Source organism: Paenibacillus beijingensis (assembly GCF_000961095.1).
Taxonomy (GTDB): domain Bacteria; phylum Bacillota; class Bacilli; order Paenibacillales; family Paenibacillaceae; genus Paenibacillus_O; species Paenibacillus_O beijingensis.
The window spans coordinates 3401651-3417161 of record NZ_CP011058.1 but is presented as its reverse complement, the minus strand read 5'-3'; the positions used below and the strand labels follow the sequence as shown (position 1 = coordinate 3417161).

The 15511-nt window shown below is 55.6% G+C and carries 14 protein-coding genes and 5 tRNA genes; 7 read left to right on the top strand and 12 right to left on the bottom strand.

Translation table 11 applies throughout. The annotated features are described in order from the left end of the window. Entirely contained in the window at nucleotides 1–1584 is a 1584-nt protein-coding gene (locus tag VN24_RS15450) for a PucR family transcriptional regulator (RefSeq protein WP_045671121.1), read from the bottom strand. A gap of 197 nt (nucleotides 1585–1781) precedes the next feature. On the opposite strand from VN24_RS15450, the gene VN24_RS15445 reads away from it, so the two are divergent. The 4 genes from VN24_RS15445 to VN24_RS15430 are packed head-to-tail and all read left to right on the top strand — an operon-like array spanning nucleotide 1782 to nucleotide 5029. Further along, a complete protein-coding gene (locus tag VN24_RS15445; protein ID WP_045671120.1) occupies nucleotides 1782–2642 on the top strand; it encodes a substrate-binding periplasmic protein in 861 nt (286 codons plus the stop codon). 39 nt (nucleotides 2643–2681) lie between these two features. Then, on the top strand, nucleotides 2682–3332 hold the full coding sequence (locus VN24_RS15440; RefSeq protein ID WP_045671119.1) for an amino acid ABC transporter permease: 651 nt from the start codon (nucleotides 2682–2684) through the stop codon (nucleotides 3330–3332). A 13-nt stretch (nucleotides 3333–3345) separates the two neighbouring features. Further along, a complete protein-coding gene (locus VN24_RS15435) occupies nucleotides 3346–4152 on the top strand; it encodes an amino acid ABC transporter ATP-binding protein (RefSeq protein ID WP_045671118.1) in 807 nt (268 codons plus the stop codon). Continuing rightward, nucleotides 4127–5029: a nitrilase-related carbon-nitrogen hydrolase gene (locus VN24_RS15430; RefSeq protein WP_045671117.1), complete on the top strand. Its 903-nt coding sequence runs from the start codon at nucleotides 4127–4129 to the stop codon at nucleotides 5027–5029. Before VN24_RS15435 ends, VN24_RS15430 begins: the two co-directional genes overlap by 26 nt. 858 nt (nucleotides 5030–5887) lie before the next feature. Here the strand turns inward: VN24_RS15430 and VN24_RS15425 are convergent. The 6 genes from VN24_RS15425 to VN24_RS15400 all read right to left on the bottom strand — a co-directional run bounded on the left by VN24_RS15425 (nucleotide 5888) and on the right by VN24_RS15400 (nucleotide 7064). Beyond that, nucleotides 5888–5970 (bottom strand) — tRNA-Leu (locus tag VN24_RS15425). Between the two features lie 53 nt (nucleotides 5971–6023). Beyond that, nucleotides 6024–6099 (bottom strand) — tRNA-Lys (locus VN24_RS15420). A 5-nt stretch (nucleotides 6100–6104) separates the two neighbouring features. Continuing rightward, nucleotides 6105–6179: transfer RNA gene (locus VN24_RS15415), tRNA-Glu, on the bottom strand. Nucleotides 6180–6385: 206 nt separating this feature from the next. Beyond that, nucleotides 6386–6476 (bottom strand) — tRNA-Ser (locus VN24_RS15410). 5 nt (nucleotides 6477–6481) lie between these two features. Continuing rightward, nucleotides 6482–6557: transfer RNA gene (locus tag VN24_RS15405), tRNA-Asn, on the bottom strand. 45 nt (nucleotides 6558–6602) lie between these two features. Then, nucleotides 6603–7064 (bottom strand): SprT family protein, encoded by a 462-nt coding sequence (locus VN24_RS15400; protein WP_045671116.1) that lies wholly within the window; start codon nucleotides 7062–7064, stop codon nucleotides 6603–6605. Between the two features lie 230 nt (nucleotides 7065–7294). Between VN24_RS15400 and VN24_RS15395 the strand changes: the two genes are divergently transcribed. Both VN24_RS15395 and cmpA read left to right on the top strand, forming a co-directional pair. Next, nucleotides 7295–7642, top strand: a complete 348-nt coding sequence (locus VN24_RS15395; protein ID WP_045671115.1) for a hypothetical protein — start codon at nucleotides 7295–7297, stop codon at nucleotides 7640–7642. Between the two features lie 196 nt (nucleotides 7643–7838). Then, nucleotides 7839–7973: a cortex morphogenetic protein CmpA gene (cmpA, locus tag VN24_RS27420; RefSeq protein ID WP_148505255.1), complete on the top strand. Its 135-nt coding sequence runs from the start codon at nucleotides 7839–7841 to the stop codon at nucleotides 7971–7973. An 88-nt stretch (nucleotides 7974–8061) separates the two neighbouring features. Here cmpA and VN24_RS15390 read toward each other — a convergent pair whose 3' ends face one another. From VN24_RS15390 to uptA, 4 genes are all read right to left on the bottom strand, one after another. Then, the gene (locus VN24_RS15390; RefSeq protein ID WP_045671114.1) at nucleotides 8062–10296 is read right to left on the bottom strand and encodes a Tex family protein; all 2235 of its coding nucleotides are present in this window, start codon (nucleotides 10294–10296) and stop codon (nucleotides 8062–8064) included. A gap of 202 nt (nucleotides 10297–10498) precedes the next feature. Then, entirely contained in the window at nucleotides 10499–11131 is a 633-nt protein-coding gene (locus VN24_RS15385; RefSeq protein WP_045671113.1) for an MBL fold metallo-hydrolase, read from the bottom strand. A 4-nt stretch (nucleotides 11132–11135) separates the two neighbouring features. Next, the gene (locus tag VN24_RS15380) at nucleotides 11136–11702 is read right to left on the bottom strand and encodes a thioredoxin family protein (RefSeq protein ID WP_045671112.1); all 567 of its coding nucleotides are present in this window, start codon (nucleotides 11700–11702) and stop codon (nucleotides 11136–11138) included. A 68-nt stretch (nucleotides 11703–11770) separates the two neighbouring features. Continuing rightward, entirely contained in the window at nucleotides 11771–12379 is a 609-nt protein-coding gene (uptA, locus tag VN24_RS15375; protein WP_045671111.1) for an undecaprenyl phosphate transporter UptA, read from the bottom strand. Between the two features lie 338 nt (nucleotides 12380–12717). Here uptA and VN24_RS15370 point away from each other — a divergent pair, with 338 nt between their 5' ends. Beyond that, nucleotides 12718–13032, top strand: a complete 315-nt coding sequence (locus tag VN24_RS15370) for a dehydrogenase (protein WP_045671110.1) — start codon at nucleotides 12718–12720, stop codon at nucleotides 13030–13032. Nucleotides 13033–13073: 41 nt separating this feature from the next. Here VN24_RS15370 and VN24_RS15365 read toward each other — a convergent pair whose 3' ends face one another. Continuing rightward, on the bottom strand, nucleotides 13074–15386 hold the full coding sequence (locus VN24_RS15365) for an O-antigen ligase family protein (protein ID WP_045671109.1): 2313 nt from the start codon (nucleotides 15384–15386) through the stop codon (nucleotides 13074–13076). Nucleotides 15387–15511 lie beyond the last annotated feature (125 nt).

Sequence of the window (15511 nt, the reverse complement as noted above, 5' to 3'; positions counted from 1 at the left end):
TTAAAGGTTCCCTTTTATTTTGCCGTATTCGAATACCCGCAGCGCCAGCTGGAGCTGAAATTTCGTTTCGGGATCTTTAAGATCCAATTTCAGCAGGCATTGTATTTTTTCAAGACGGTACAAGACGGAATTATAATGGCAGAACAGCTTGGCAGCCGCTTCTTTGACATTTCCGTCATGCCGCAGGAAGACGCTGAGCGTTTCCACCAGTTTGGACTGGTTTTTCAGGTCATAGTCATACAGAGGCTCAATCATTTTAAATAACCGCTTGTTAATTCCTTTTTGATCGGCAAGCAGATGTACGATCGGGTACATGCCCAGATTCTCAAATCTGCAAATAGGCTCATCAGGTTGAATGATTGAACCGAGCTCCAGAACCTGAAGCGCGTCCTGATACCCTTCATGAACGGAAATAAACGACTTTATTTCACTAATTCCCATACGGATAAAAGGCTGCTTTAACGTCTGCCGCAAATCGGACAATAACCGGCCAAAGCTTTCCTTGCTTCCGGAAGCCCCTTCTGCCGGCACAAGCAGCACCCATTCGCTGCCAAGGGACACCAGAATGATGCCTTGCATGACAAGAAGTGAACGGAGGCGGGCGTAATCTTTATAAGCGACGGCGCCAATCTTGGAGGTTATACAAACATAATAATGGTTTCTAAGCTGCATCCCTACGATTGCGGCATTGAGTACGATCGTTTGCCGATCCGAAACTTCACCGAGTACCCACATTTTCAGAAATTTGTCCTTGTGGCTGTCTTCAATATCGTGTAAAGCTTGCTGCTTGGTCAAATACAGCGTTAATAATGCCACGGCATGCTGCAAAAACAACGTATACTCACTCCAATGGGTACCGGAACTCCAGCAAACCAAGTAAGCGACGACCTCGCTGTTTCTTTCGATCGGAAAATAACACGCATCCTTCTCCGAATCGCCTTCCAGCCTGTACGCCCGCAGGAACCCATCCTCCCCTGATGCAGATGGGGTCATCCTGCTGAGGTCGGGCCATTTAAAGCGAACGGCCGCATCCGTTGAAAACGATTCGTTCGTATGCAGCAAAATGGCGGCATTCATCTCCATGCATTGCGCAATCGTTTCCACGATCGTCCGCATGTTTTCGCCCATCATGACCGTTTTCGTCAACAGTTGAATCTTCAGATGAAGCTCCGACAGCCATTTCGCTTCTTGATTCATAATTTCATTCAGCACTTCCGAGATCGTCTGGGAGTATCCGATGTTGAAATTAAGACTCAAGATCGGAAAATCGTACTTCTCCGACATTTCGATCATCCGCTCGGGAACCTGTTTGAGGTAGCGCCCTGTTTTTATGCCGATCGCGGCAATCCCGGCTTCAGATAATTTGGGAATAAGCTCTTCCTGCGCCTGTTCATTATCTTTAATCGAGAACGCCGTTGTAAGCAGCAAGTCGCCCTCGCGAACCCAGCGATAAACATCCGGCACCTCCATCACATTGATATTCGTAATATACCGCTTCAGCCCTCCCCGGCCGCTGATAATCGGGTTTTCTTCGAATAAAAAAGGTTTATTCGCAATCAGCTTTTCGACGGTTATCGTATTCATATCATCACCCGTTCATCATTGGTATGATAGAAATTATAACATCAAATCTCCATTCTGCGACGCCTTCGGATCTATTCTTGTTTTAAATTAACAAAATCCTCGTATTCTTTTGTAGTAGAATTACAATGCCGCCCCGATTTTTGTGTTATATATTATTACACAGAAAGTCGAAACATCATATAAAGGGAGAGTTGAAGATGAGAAAAACGATTTTGCTTTTGACCATTGCCTCATTATGGCTGATTGCCGCTTGCGGAGGCGGAAAAACGGGGGGCGATGCCGCCAAGCCGGCGGATGCCCAACAAGCGGCCGGAGAAAGTGCCGGTACAGCGGGCTCAGGAGAAACGAACGCCTTGGAAGAGATTAAAAAAAGAGGAAAGCTGATCATCGCCACAAGCGGAAATTACCGGCCGATTACATTTATGAATGAGCAGGGGAAGCTGGACGGTCTCGATATCGAGCTCGGCACAATGCTTGCGGAGAAGCTCGGGGTTGAAGTGGAGTTCGTGCCGGGCAATCTTTCGGGTCTTATTCCGGGACTTACGGCCGGCAAGTTCGATCTTGTCATGTCCGGACTGCTCGCTACTGACCAGCGGAAGAAATCGATCGATTTTTCCGAAAAATACGGTCAAGACGGTGTCATTGCGGTCGTGAAAGAAACGAATACGACCGCTACCGACGTAAGCAAGCTTGAAGGGCTTGTTGTCGGGGTCATCGGCGGCTCGGGCTCGCATACCGTCGTCCAAGGAATCGGCGGCTACAAGGAACTGAAAGAATATCCCGGAAACGCGGAAGCGTTCACCGATTTGAAAGCCGGACGAATTGATGTGTATGCGCTTGGAAAAATTGCCGCAGCAGACTTCATTAAGAACGATAAAGGCAAAGACCGTCTTAAAATTATTGGCAACGTATATGCCACTAAAGAAATGGGAATCGGACTGCGCAAAGATGAGCCGGAGCTCAAAGCCGTTCTGGATGAATTCGTACAAGAGAAAATAAAAGACGGCACGGTCGATAATCTGGCGAACAAATGGATCGGCGGGGCGTTCCCTGAATAATTAAACGGACCTAACTTAAAAGAAAATGAGTGAGTGCAAATGCAATGGGACATTATTTCGAGCTACTGGCGGTTGTATCTGGAAGGCGCGTGGACCACGTTTCAAATCTCAATACTGGCCATAATATGCGCCACAATATTAGGGTATTTTATCGCCTTGCTTCGGCTTTCCAGCATCTCGTTGTTCCGCGGAGCCGCGTCTGTATACGTGTGGGTGTTCCGCGGAACGCCATTGATGCTGACGCTGTTCTGGCTATATTATGCCACTCCGTTTGACATCAAGCTGCCGGCTTTCATTGCCGGCTTGGCTGCGATGTCGATCAACTCCGGGTCCTTCAAATCGGAAATCATTCGGGCGGGTCTCTTGTCGGTAGACAAGGGACAGCTCGAAGCGGCGGAAGCGGTCGGCATGACTCCGATTCAGAAAATGGTTCGGGTTACGATTCCGCAAGCAGTCCGCCTCATTACCCCTCCTTATATTAACAACTGCGTCATCATGCTCAAGGAATCGGCTCAAGTTTCCATTATTACGGTGCCCGATTTGATGCTGGCCGCTCAGCGAGCATACAACAGTACCTACAGCGTAGCCGAAACGCTTGGAGTCGCGGGCGCCGTCTACTTGACGATGACCAGCCTCATCATGCTGTTCCAGACTTTTATCGAAAAGAAACTGCGAATGAACAAGAAGTAGAGGAGGGACATAGATGATTCGAATCCGCCGGCTGCAAAAAAGTTTCAAAGGGAAACAAGTGCTGAGCGATATCGACCTCGATATCGAGGAAGGGCAGGTTGTTTCCATTATCGGCCCCAGCGGGGCGGGAAAGAGCACCCTCCTGCGCTGCATCAATTTGCTGGAAGTGCCCTCCGCAGGAAACATAACCGTGGGCTCCAAATCCGTTTCTTACCAAACCAACGCCAAGGGCAAGCTGACCTTTCTTTCGCAAATGCGGCTTAGCTGGCTGCGAACCGACGTCGGGATGGTATTTCAACAATTTAATCTTTGGCCGAACAAAACAGTGCTGCAAAACATTATCGAAGGCCCATGTATCGTCAAAAAGATACCGCGTTCCGAAGCGGAAGCCAAAGCAAGAAGCCTTCTTGCAAAGGTGGGCATGCTGGAAAAAATTAACGAATATCCCGCCAATCTGTCGGGCGGACAGCAGCAGCGCGTTGCAATCGCAAGAGCGCTCGCCATGGAACCGAAAGTCATCTTGTTTGACGAGCCGACATCCGCGCTCGATCCGGAACTGGTGCATGAGGTTCTGGAAATTATGGTCAATCTGGCGCGCGAAGGAATGACGATGGTTGTCGTTACGCATGAGATGAATTTCGCGCGCAACGTATCCGACCGGGTGCTGTTTATGGAGGACGGCAAAATTACGAGGGATGGCCATCCGGAGGACATCTTCGGAAATCCGTCCCCGCGTATGGTGCAGTTTTTGCGCAGTTTAAGTCATACCGCCGAATCGAAAGGAGAACCGATCCATGAAAGTCGCTACCAGTCAGTATAGAGTAAAGATGCTGAAATCATTTTCCGAATTTGAAGATCATATCAGGGGGCACGTGGAATCGGCTGTCGCTCAAGGGGCAAAGCTGCTTCTTCTGCCGGAATTTTTTACGATGGAACTGATGACCCTCGAAGCGTACCGGGGCGACACCGATGCGGAAGTGAAAAAGGCTTTTGAGCATTTTGCCAAAACCTATACATCGCCCGTTAAAGAGGTATGTTCCAAGCTTGCCAAGGAGTACGGCATCATGCTAGCCGCCGGTTCCCACTTCGCTTACGACGATTCGGAAGACCGTTATTATAACACGGCTTTTGTGTTTTTGCCGGACGGACACGTGCATGTTCAAAATAAAATCCACCCTTCGTACGAGCTGGTATACAACAAAGAGATGACGACGCCGGGCAGCAGATTGAGCGTCTTTGAGGCGGATGGAGTGAAGTTCGGCGTATCGGTCTGCTATGACAGTTCCTTTCCGGAAGTCGCCCGCATATTGAGCAAGCTGGGGGCCGATGTCATTCTTGCGCCGACCGCTTGTTTGGATGAATGGGGAAGATCGCGCAACATCCTGTTTTCACAAGCCCGAGCAAGCGAAAATCAGGTATTTGTCGTCAACAGCCACTTAATCGGCGCGGTTCCGTTTCCGCCTCATCTTCCTTACGCGTTTACGTTCACGGGACAAAGCGGCATCTATGCTCCGATTCAACCGATGATCGGGACGGCGAACGGCATCATTAAGCAGGGCGAGCCTAATGATGAATCCGTCATCGTCGGCGACCTTAATCTCGATTATTTGAAATATATACGCGACAACGGCCACAACCGCAACCGGAAAGATATGCGCCCTGAATTTTACAGGCAGTTTGAAGAACAATTTGCGTAATCCGGCAGGATACCAGGCATCCGCCGTCCGTCTGCACTTTCAGGAAAACAACAGATTTTCGCGATGGCCGGCTGCGCTCAGGGCGTGAAGCCTCGACCGGCAACAAAGAGTCTCCAGGAGCGATCACGGATGCGATCCATAAAGCGAATCCGAATTTCGAATTGAATGCATTAAAATTTGAAGAACAGTCACAAATGGAGCTTGTGTTCGGTAAAGATGCGAAAGAACATGGCTTTGGTTATATGTCGGAAGAGCGTTGGGCTACGGTTTTTACCTAAACATCCTTGACCCGCGCTGTAATGTCCGGTGCGGTGTGAGATGTGAACGAAGCGGAGCGGCGCCGGAGTTTCGCCAAATTTCCGCAACGCGTTCTAACCCTTGCCTTCGGCTAAGAATTCAACCGAATGGCATACGCAAGCGGAGGAATTGTTCTGCTATCGGACAGTTTGGTTTGCTGGGGGGCCGGTGCGTTCTTACGAACCGAGTCATCGTTATTTGTCCATATTAATCCTGTTCCAAGCTCTAACGAATCGTAGCGTCACTATTCGATTCCTATCGACTCGGTTGGGTTGTTTTTTGATGAAATAATGATTGTAGGGTTCGTTATCGCTCAAGAAGTCACATTATTGTCCCAAACCCTGCGCCATAACTAAAAGCAAAAACGAGGTGAAAGACAACTCTCACCCCGTAAATTTATAAGTTCTATTATGTCAAGCAGCAACGGCTGCCGCCGTCTTAACGGGCGAGCATACGTTTCACGGTGAAATATAAGAAAGTATAAGCGTGAAACTATACACTTTTTTAATTTACAAAAAAAAACCTTTGCCGCGGCAAAGGTTTTCATTCGTTTCATTATCATGCGGTCGAGAGGACTCGAACCTCCACGGGCGTACGCCCACTACCCCCTCAAGATAGCGTGTCTGCCATTCCACCACGACCGCAAATATTGAATGCTGCTTGCTTATTATACATTTACTTCTGAGGAAGAAGCAAATGGTGAGCCATGAAGGACTCGAACCTTCGACACCCTGATTAAAAGTCAGGTGCTCTACCAACTGAGCTAATGGCTCGGGTATGGTGACCCGTAGGGGATTCGAACCCCTGTTACCTCCGTGAAAGGGAGGTGTCTTAACCCCTTGACCAACGGGCCGGACAAAAACAATGAGTGCCGCTTTGCCGCCTTTACGGACAAGCCATCAGGCAACAAAAGTGATTATAACAGCATCGGATCTTCTTTGCAAGAAGTTTTTTCCGCTTCGTTGCCGACCGATGAATGTCCCCCTCCCCAACCGGAGCGAAGGCAATAAAAAAAGACCGGTACATTGAACGGCCTCTTCCGTTACAATCAAAGAAAAATGGCGGAGAGAGAGGGATTCGAACCCTCGCACCACTTGCGCAGTCTAACCCCTTAGCAGAGGGTCCCCTTGAGCCACTTGGGTATCTCTCCAAATATGGCTCCCCGAACAGGACTCGAACCTGTGACAACTCGATTAACAGTCGAGTGCTCTACCAACTGAGCTATCAGGGAACGTCTTAGCGACAAGAAATAATTTATCATGATTGCTTTTTCAAGTCAAGCATTTACCAAAATTAATTTCCCCCGGCATTTTCCGCATAAAAAGCGGCTCGGATCGACCTTGCGCTTGCGCGGATATTCCAAGTTGCAGCTGCGGCAAATCAGCTTGTATTTGACCGGCAGCGGCTTGCGCTGCGCCCGCTGGGGAAGCGACTGGCAGTACCTTGACCCGCCGACCTTGCGCAGCCATTCCTTGAAGTCCGCGTCCCGGTGGCGGAACCCTTTTTTCAAAATATGTAAGTGGTAATGGCAAAGCTCGTGCTTGATAATACGCTCGGTTTCCTCAATGCCGAACGCTTCCAGCTGATGCGGACTGATCTCAATATCGTGCGACTTCGTAAAGTACCTTCCTCCTGTCGCAGTCAGTCTGCGGTTGAAACGGGCCCGGTGCCGGAACGGCAGCCCGAAACTGTTCAAGGACACTTTTTCCACCCACATCTGAAGCGCTTCATCGTTCATGAATAGTCCCCTTCGGTTTTTGCTGGCAGCAAAAACAATTGTTAAGAATTGGCACAATTTGCCGAATCGACAAAACCGTTGGCAGCATCGGCGAAGCGATTGTCCGCTACTTGAATTTTAAAGCCTTCTTACGCTAAACTGTCAAGTAGGAATTACGGAACCGTGAACGGCAACCGCTTCAGCCAACCGGCTTAAAACGGCGCCGCTGCCCGAGGGGAGATATTATTCAGATGCCTACTATGCGTTATGTCCTGTTGAACCGGGACGGCCAGCTTTCTTTTGTTGAAATGCCGGCATCCCACGCTTACCAGCTGAGCGCGCTTAATCTGCGCCTCCACAAGGAGCTGGACAAGCTTACGGCCGGCAACGTGCCCGCCCTGCCGTACGTCGTCGCGGAATGCTCGGAAGTCGAGCTGCACGACAGCTCCATCATTATTGTATCCGGAATGGACTACATCAATGAGCTTGAACGGGGATTTGCGGCGATTCAAGAAAAATCGTACCCGCTTATTTCGCTGCTGACCGAAATCCGCGCTCTGCAGGCGCAGCTGGAGCAGTGGTACGAGGAAGAAATTTGAAATAGGAAGCAGCCTGCGGACCATTAATGACGAAACGACGAACGATGCGCATTCTTCTGAAGCAGCCCCAGCGATGCCGGAGTGTTCCGGCAACGTGCCTCCGGTGCGCCCGGCTTCGGGATGGACCTGCACAGACGCCCGCCTTCTCCCATATGCTAAAACGTACCTAGTACGGCCCGGGAGGAGGACGATGCGCATGCCGCAGTGGCTGTGCAATCAATTGATGCGCGCATTCCAGACGAAGGACCGCCGGCAAATCCGGCTGCTTAACGATTGCTGGTATTTTTACCGGACGAAGCGTCCGAAGGAAGAGGATTCCGCTAGCCTGTAAAGGCGTAAATAGCATTATGCCGCTGTAAAAGGAAAAGGGCGTCTCCTGCAACTGACCGTTGCGGAAGCGCCCTTTTTGGGTTCGTGGCTTAATTCGGCTTGCGCATCGTGAGACCGACGCGGCCTTTTTTCAGATCGACGTTCAGCACCCACACCGTTACCGTGTCGCCGACGGACACGACGTCCATCGGATGCTTGACGAAGCGGTCGCTCAGCTGGGAAATGTGGACGAGTCCGTCGTTTTTGATGCCGATGTCGACGAAAGCGCCGAAGTCAATGACGTTGCGCACCGTGCCGTGCAGCTCCATCCCCGGCATCAAATCCTCGATATTGAGCACGTCGGTGTGGAAAATCGGCGCCGGCAGCTCCTCGCGCGGGTCGCGTCCGGGCCGCAGCAGGCTGTCCACAATATCTTTCAGCGTCGGTTCCCCGACCTTAAGCGCCGCCGCCAGCGCGGCGATGTCCGCTTCCGCAAGCTTCAAGCGCAGCGTTTCGCTGCCGATTTGGCCGGCGTCCAATCCGACGCTGCGGAGCAGTCCCTCGACCACCCCGTAAGATTCGGGATGAATCGGCGTCTGGTCCAGTGGCTGAGAGCCCTCGGGAATACGGATGAAGCCGATGCACTGTTCGTACGTTTTGGCGCCCAGCCGCGGCACTTTCTGCAGTTCGGAGCGGGCGCTGAATTTGCCCTTCTCATCCCGGTATTTCACGATATTTTTCGCCGTCGTCGCGTTGATGCCGGCCACATACGAGAGCAGCGACGCCGAAGCGGTATTGACGTCGACGCCGACATGGTTGACGGCCGATTCGACGACGCCGCCAAGCGTCTCGTCAAGCCGCTTCTGGCTGACGTCGTGTTGGTACTGGCCGACGCCGATCGCCTTCGGCTCGATCTTCACGAGCTCCGCCAGCGGATCCTGAAGACGGCGCGCTATGGAAACGGCGCTGCGCTCGGCGACGTCCAGTGCCGGGAACTCGTCCTGCGCCAGCTTGGAAGCGGAATAGACGCTCGCGCCGGCCTCATTCACGATAATGTACTGCAGCTTCGCCCCGGCGTCTTTACCTTCGCGTGCGCGCCCTTTAATCAGCTCGGCGATAAACTGCTCCGTCTCGCGCGAAGCGGTTCCGTTGCCGATGACGATCAGCTGCACCTCGTGCTTATCGATCAAACCGTTAATGATGCGCTCCGCTTCCGCCACCTTGTTATTAGGCGGGGTAGGGTAAGTAACGGCCACTTCCAGCAGCTTGCCGGTCTCGTCGACGACGGCCAGCTTGCACCCTGTCCGGTAAGCGGGATCGACGCCGAGCACAACCCGGCCGCGCACGGGAGGCTGAAGCAGCAAATTGCGCAGGTTGGCCGAAAAGATGCCGATCGCATGCTCTTCCGCCTTCTCCGTCAGCTCGGCCCTCACTTCGCGGTCGATTGAAGGGCTGATCAGCCTTTTGTACGCATCCTCGATCATGCGTTCAAGCAAGTCGCGCACCGCCGCAGCCGTCCCGCCGCGCAGCAGCTGGCGCCCGATATAGTCATGAATCCGGTCCGCCGGTACTTCCAAGTTTACGCGCAGCACCTCTTCGCGCTCCCCGCGGTTAATGGCAAGCACCCGGTGCGGCGGCAGCCGGCGTACCGGCTCCTGGTAGTTGTAGTACATTTCATAAACCGATTCTACGGAATCGTCCTTCGCTTCCGTGCGGAGCAGCCCTTGCTCAAACGTAAACTTGCGCACCCAGGCGCGGATGCGGGCATCGTCGGCGACGCCTTCCGCCAATATGTCCATCGCGCCCTGCAGCGCTTCTTCCGCCGTCGCTACTCCTTTATCCTCATCGACATACCGGGCCGCTTCCGCAAGCGGATCGCCCTGCCGCGGCTGACTCAGCAGCCACTGCGAGAGCGGTTCCAGCCCGCGCTCCTTGGCTACGGAAGCGCGGGTTTTACGTTTTTGCCGGTAAGGGCGGTACAAGTCCTCCACTTCCTGCAGCTTGGAAGCGGCCACGATTCCTTGGCGCAGCTCGTCCGTAAGTTTGCCCTGCTCGTCGATGAGCCGGATCACTTCGCGCTTGCGCTCTTCCAGATTGCGCCGGTAGCCGAGCCGCTCTTCAACAAAGCGCAGTTCGTTCTCATCGAGCTCTCCGGTCATCTCTTTGCGGTACCGGGCGATAAACGGGATCGTATTCCCTTCATCAAGCAGGCCGACAGCCGCTTTCACCTTCGTCAGAGGCAGCGACAGCTCCGCCGCAATCGCCTTTACGATCCGTTCCTGCTCGGCCGCCTTTTCCTCCGCGGTCAGCTTTATTTTGCCGCCGTTTTCTTCCGTATCGTCCATTCTACGTTCCGTCTTCTCCGCCAACGTCTAACACCGCCTTGTTGAAATGCTTATCCCTATTATTTTCGCAGATACGCGGCGTTTTTTCCACAAGTACCTGCTGCAAACAACCGTTCCTTCCCCTCGTGAAAAATAAAGAACTCCCGCACCGCTCCTTGATAAGAAGCAACGCGAGAGTTCCGTGAAAGCAAGTATGCGTCAGCTAGCGAATACCAACGTACGGATTGTTGTCCATCTCGAATCCGATCGTCGTCTTCGGGCCGTGTCCCGAATAGACGACCGTCTCGCGCGGCAGCTTGAACAGCTTGCCGGTGATCGAGTCGTATAAATCCCGCTCGCGTCCTCCGGGCAGGTCCGTTCTTCCGATTGAAGCGCGGAACAGCACGTCGCCGGAAAACAGGTCGTTACCGAGCAAAAAGCTGACGCTGCCCGGCGAATGACCCGGGGTATGCATCACCGTAAACACGTGCCCAATCAGTTCCAGCTTCTGGCCTTCGTCCAGCGCATATTCGGCCGGGTCCGTCACGAGTGGCGGGGTCAGATCGCTCCAGCGGAGCGAACCGTTCTTGGCGGGATCGGTCAGCCAATCCGCCTCCAGATCATGGATGTAAACCGGACAGCCGGCAGCCTTCCGCACCTCGTCCACACCGCCCATATGATCCAGATGGGCGTGGGTCAGCAGAATCGCTTCGATCTTCAGTCCTTTGATGCGTTCAAGCAGCTTTTTCGGTCCTATGCCGGGATCGATAACCACGCCGCGTTCCCCGGCTTCGTCGGTAAGCAGATAAGCGTTCGTCTGAAGGGGACCCAGCACGAACTTTTCGATGTTGATCATTCTATCAGTAGGAAGATAAAGCTTCGCGCAGTTCGGAGACGATAACGGCCTGATAGCCGGTTCCTTCGCCGTAACGGCGGCCGATCTCCTGACGGGTCGCTGCGAGCTTCTCCTGATAGTCCGGCGCTTCGCGATCCGGGTTCGCTTGCTTGAACGCAATCATCGCTTCCTGAACATGCTTCGGACGGGGTCCCCAATGTCCAAGCACATGTCCGCCGGTATCGGCGAAAATGACGATCGGAACGGCGCGGCCGCCCATCGTCAAAAATTGCTCCATCGTATCCAGGTTCTCCTCCAGAATGAGCACTTCCGTCGGAATGCCGCTAATTTCAAGCGCCCGGAACACGACCGGCACGTTGCGCACCACATCGCCGCACCAGTCCGCCATTAAAATAAGGCAGCGCAAGTCGTCGCGGTTGTTGAGCGATTCGAAAAACTCGCGGTCGCTATCGCTGTTCCACTGGAACTGTTCATACCAGCTGTGGAACGCTTCTTTGTTTTTCTGCATTCCGTCCATAAACTGCTGCGGGGTGATGCCCTTGTTCAGCTTGTCCGCCACACTTTTGGCCACGAACGATCTCTCCTTTTTTCATATGGACTGTAAAGTTAATTGTAGCAAAAGATGCGCCCGATCCCAACTTAGGCCGCCTTGCGGCGGGAGCGGACATATTTATAGAGGAAATAAATGACGAGCAGCGCAATGGCGATCAGAATTGCCGGCTGCATGTAAGGCGCCGCCTTCTCGTCGATCTGTTCCCAGTTATCGCCGAGCTTCCAGCCCAAATAAACGAACAGCAGCGACCACGGAATCGAAGCGGCCGCCGTCAGCAGCGTAAACAACCCTAACGGCATGCGGGCCATGCCCGCCGGGATCGAGATCACCTGCCGCATGACCGGCACAAATCGGGCCGTAAAGACGATGCCGGAGCCATACCGGTTGAACCATCCTTCCGCGATATCGATATGCTTCGGTTTAATATGTAAGAATTTGCCGAACTTGTCCAGAAACGGCCGCCCGCCGTACCGTCCGATAGCGTACAGGATCCATTGCTGAATGATGGCGCCGATCGTGCCGCAAATGACTGCCCCGATAAAATTGATCGTACCCCTGGAAACGAGATAACCGCCGTAGGCAAGCACGATTTCACTGGGGATGACTTCCATAGCCAGACCGAGAATAATGCCGAAGTACCCGAGCTGTTCAATGATGCCCAACAAATAGCTGATAAGATCCGATAAAAAATGCATTTCGCTCCCGATCCCGCCTTTCTTGTCGATTTCTGGATTAACTGCCCTATTCCGTATTCTATCATATCCCCGAACGCCGCTCCATAGGACTGCTAGGGCGGCTTTATGGACAGTCCCGTCCTTCGGGCGGGTGAACAGCGAACAATGCGTAGTCGAAAAGTTATCCGCCGTGCAGGGCGAGCTCCCATTGCGCGGCGTGGCGCCGCATGGCGGTGGTCAACCGCATGCACGCAAGCCGCAGCGAATGGAAACGGAGCGGATAAATAAGCGCACGATCCGGCAGTGACGGCTCCCCCGCTCCCCGCATACGTTAAAGAAAAAAGAGGAGCCGTCCGCCTATGAATCCGTCAAGCGCCAAGAAGCATCAGCCCGACTTCCCCACCGCCCGTAAAATCCGCCGGGCTTGCGGCAATGAGCTGTACCGCACAGCGAAACGAATGAAAGTATGGATTGCAGCCGATGCAATGGAGGAAGCGGAAAAACGCTATACGAAAAAAGTGCTGCTCAATTTGCCCTGGATCGTGGAAAACCGCAGCAACCGCAAGCTGCTGTCGGATTGGTGGGACGAGAACGTCGCCGCGGAAATCGCAGAGCTGTGGAACGTGGACCGGACCAAGCTCTGCGCCGCGTTCCGGGATGCCTTCGGAGGGTAACGGACTTTTGCAGCGGCACAAATGGGAGGGGCAGGCGCAGGTTACCCTTTCTCCGTCCGGCGCAGCAGCTCGAGGCACCGCGATGCGGTTTGTTCCGCTTCGGCTGTGAGCGCGAAGCGGCGGCCGTTCGCGGGATGGCTCATGCCGCGCACCTCGCGGTCCAGCTCCGCGTAAGCGCTGTAGAGCGACAGCGCGGCAAGTGCCGTCTGCCGCGCCGCGCCGGCGCTGCCGGCCGCGAGCTGCCGCTGCGCGAGCCGCTCGAGCACCTGCAGCGCTTCGGTCCGCTTCGCACTGCCGAAGCGGTCCAGGCGCGCCGCCGCGCGCAGCGCCGCTTCGGCGCGCGGCAAATCGCCGAGCTCTGCGTACGTTTCGCCGAGCTCCCACTGCAGCGGCGCGGACTGCGGCTCATAGCGCAGTCCGGCCGCAAGCAGCGACGCCCGCTCCCCCGGCGGGACGAGCTGCGCCAGGTCGGTGCGAATCCGGGTCCATGCCGGATTCGCGGCGACGGCCGCGCGCAGCAGCGCGATGCGCGCGGAGCCGCTTGCGGCGGCTGCGGCTTCGCGCAGCCGCTGCGCGCGGTCGAGCTGCCAGCCGCCGAGGCTGGCGGCGGCGAGCCAGAGCGCGGCCAGCAGCGCCGCCGCGCGGCGCGCAGCGCTGCTTCCCGCTACCCCTCCCGGACTCGCAATCCCGCTCGCTTCGCCGCCTGGCGCCGCAGCGCTGCTCCCCGCTCCCTCTCCCGGATCCGCAATCCCGCTCGCTTCGCCGGCTGGCGCCGCCGCGCTGCTCCCCGCTCCCTCTCCCGGATCCGCAATTCCGTTCGCTTCGCCGGCTGGCGCCGCCGCACCCGCCGCCGCCAGTCCAAACAGCAGCAGCCAGTAATATCCGTAGGACATATCAATGTCCACGGCGGCGTGCAGCAGCAGCGTCAGTACGGGCGCCAGCAGCGCACGGTTCTGTTTCCACAGCATCAGGCAAAGGGAACAAGCCATAACGGTCAGCACCGCAAGACCGGCCGCACCGGTATTAAGCAGCGTATCGAGATAGCCGCTGTGCACCTCGCTGCCTGCATAAGGACGGCTTTGCACGCTCTGAAACAGCGTCCGCCAGACGCCGCCGCCCTGGCCAAGCAGCGGGGCCTGCTGTGCGAGCGCCAGCGCATCCCGGTAAAACAGCATGCGGGCCGCCCCCGTCTCATAATGGGCGCCGATCCTGCCGTGCAGCGCCGCCGGAAGCAGGGCGGCGAGCAGCGCGGCGCACAGCGGCGGGACGAGCCATACAAGAAGCGCTCCCCGCCGCCGAGTTAAGCGAGCCGCCTCCAGCAGCCGCAGCCCTGCCGCCCCGGCGACCGCTGCGGCGATAACCGCCACCACGCCGGCCGCTGCCGATCCCGGCCAAAGCTCCAATACCCGGTGCAGCAGCCCGCTTTCAGCCGCAGCTTCCGGAAGCAAGCCGGCCGCTGCTCGGTAACCCGCACCTCCCGGCGCCAAGGCGCCTTCTCCCGTCAAAGCCGCTCCCGTCCGGTAAACGAGCCGGTACGCCAGTCCGGCGAGCAGCATCGTCCAGGCGCTCAGAAGCAGCCAGCGCCTTCTATGTGGCGCGCCGATAACGAGCAGGCCGAGCAGCCAGCCGGCCGCCGCCGCGATCCACGCCCCGCGCGATTCCGTCAGCAGCAGCACAAGCGCATACGGAACCGCTCCGACTCGCGCGAGCAGCCGCGGCCAAAATCCGCTGCCTTGCACGAGCAGCGACCATTGCCACAGCAGCAACGCTCCGGCAACCGCCCCCAGCATATTCGCATATTGAAAAAAACCGGCCAGCCGCGCACCCGTTGCGGACAGCTCGCTGTCTCCCGTCCTCATGACGATATCCGGAAAATGCAGCCAGCCCAGCCAACCGGCCAGCGCGCCAAACACGGCAAAATGCCCCGACAGCAGCAGCGCGGACGTCCATACGGGCGCAAATCCGCGCAAACGCGCCGCATCCAGAAGCAGAACCAAATAAGCGCCGTAAGCGCTCCAGCGCAGTATCTGCTCCAGCGTTCCCTGCACGGAAGCGGGCCGGCCGAGAAGCGACAGCGCATAAAGAAACGTCAGCGCGCATATGCCCGCAATCGCCCCATGGGAGATCGGCATTGTTCCGGGACGGCGGCTGGCGTTTTGCCGCATCCACCGCTTCGTCAGCAGCCGCGCCGCCGCCAATGCGCAAAGCAGCGCCTCCCAACGGTAAAACAAGCCGTCAAAAAACATGCCGCTGCGGTATGCGGCATAACCGAGAAAACAAGCGGCCAGCAGACAGACGGATACCGCAGCCCAGGGTCTGCTAACGCTGACATTATGTTGCGGCTGATGAAACAAACGGTACGCCTCCGGTTCCTGATCTGACCTGCCGCTTCCGGTGCGCCCGCGGCGCTGCATGGCGGCGGACAGGCACCGCTCATTGCCTGTCCGTTCCGCTCCGTCTCGTCAGTACGGGTAACGGT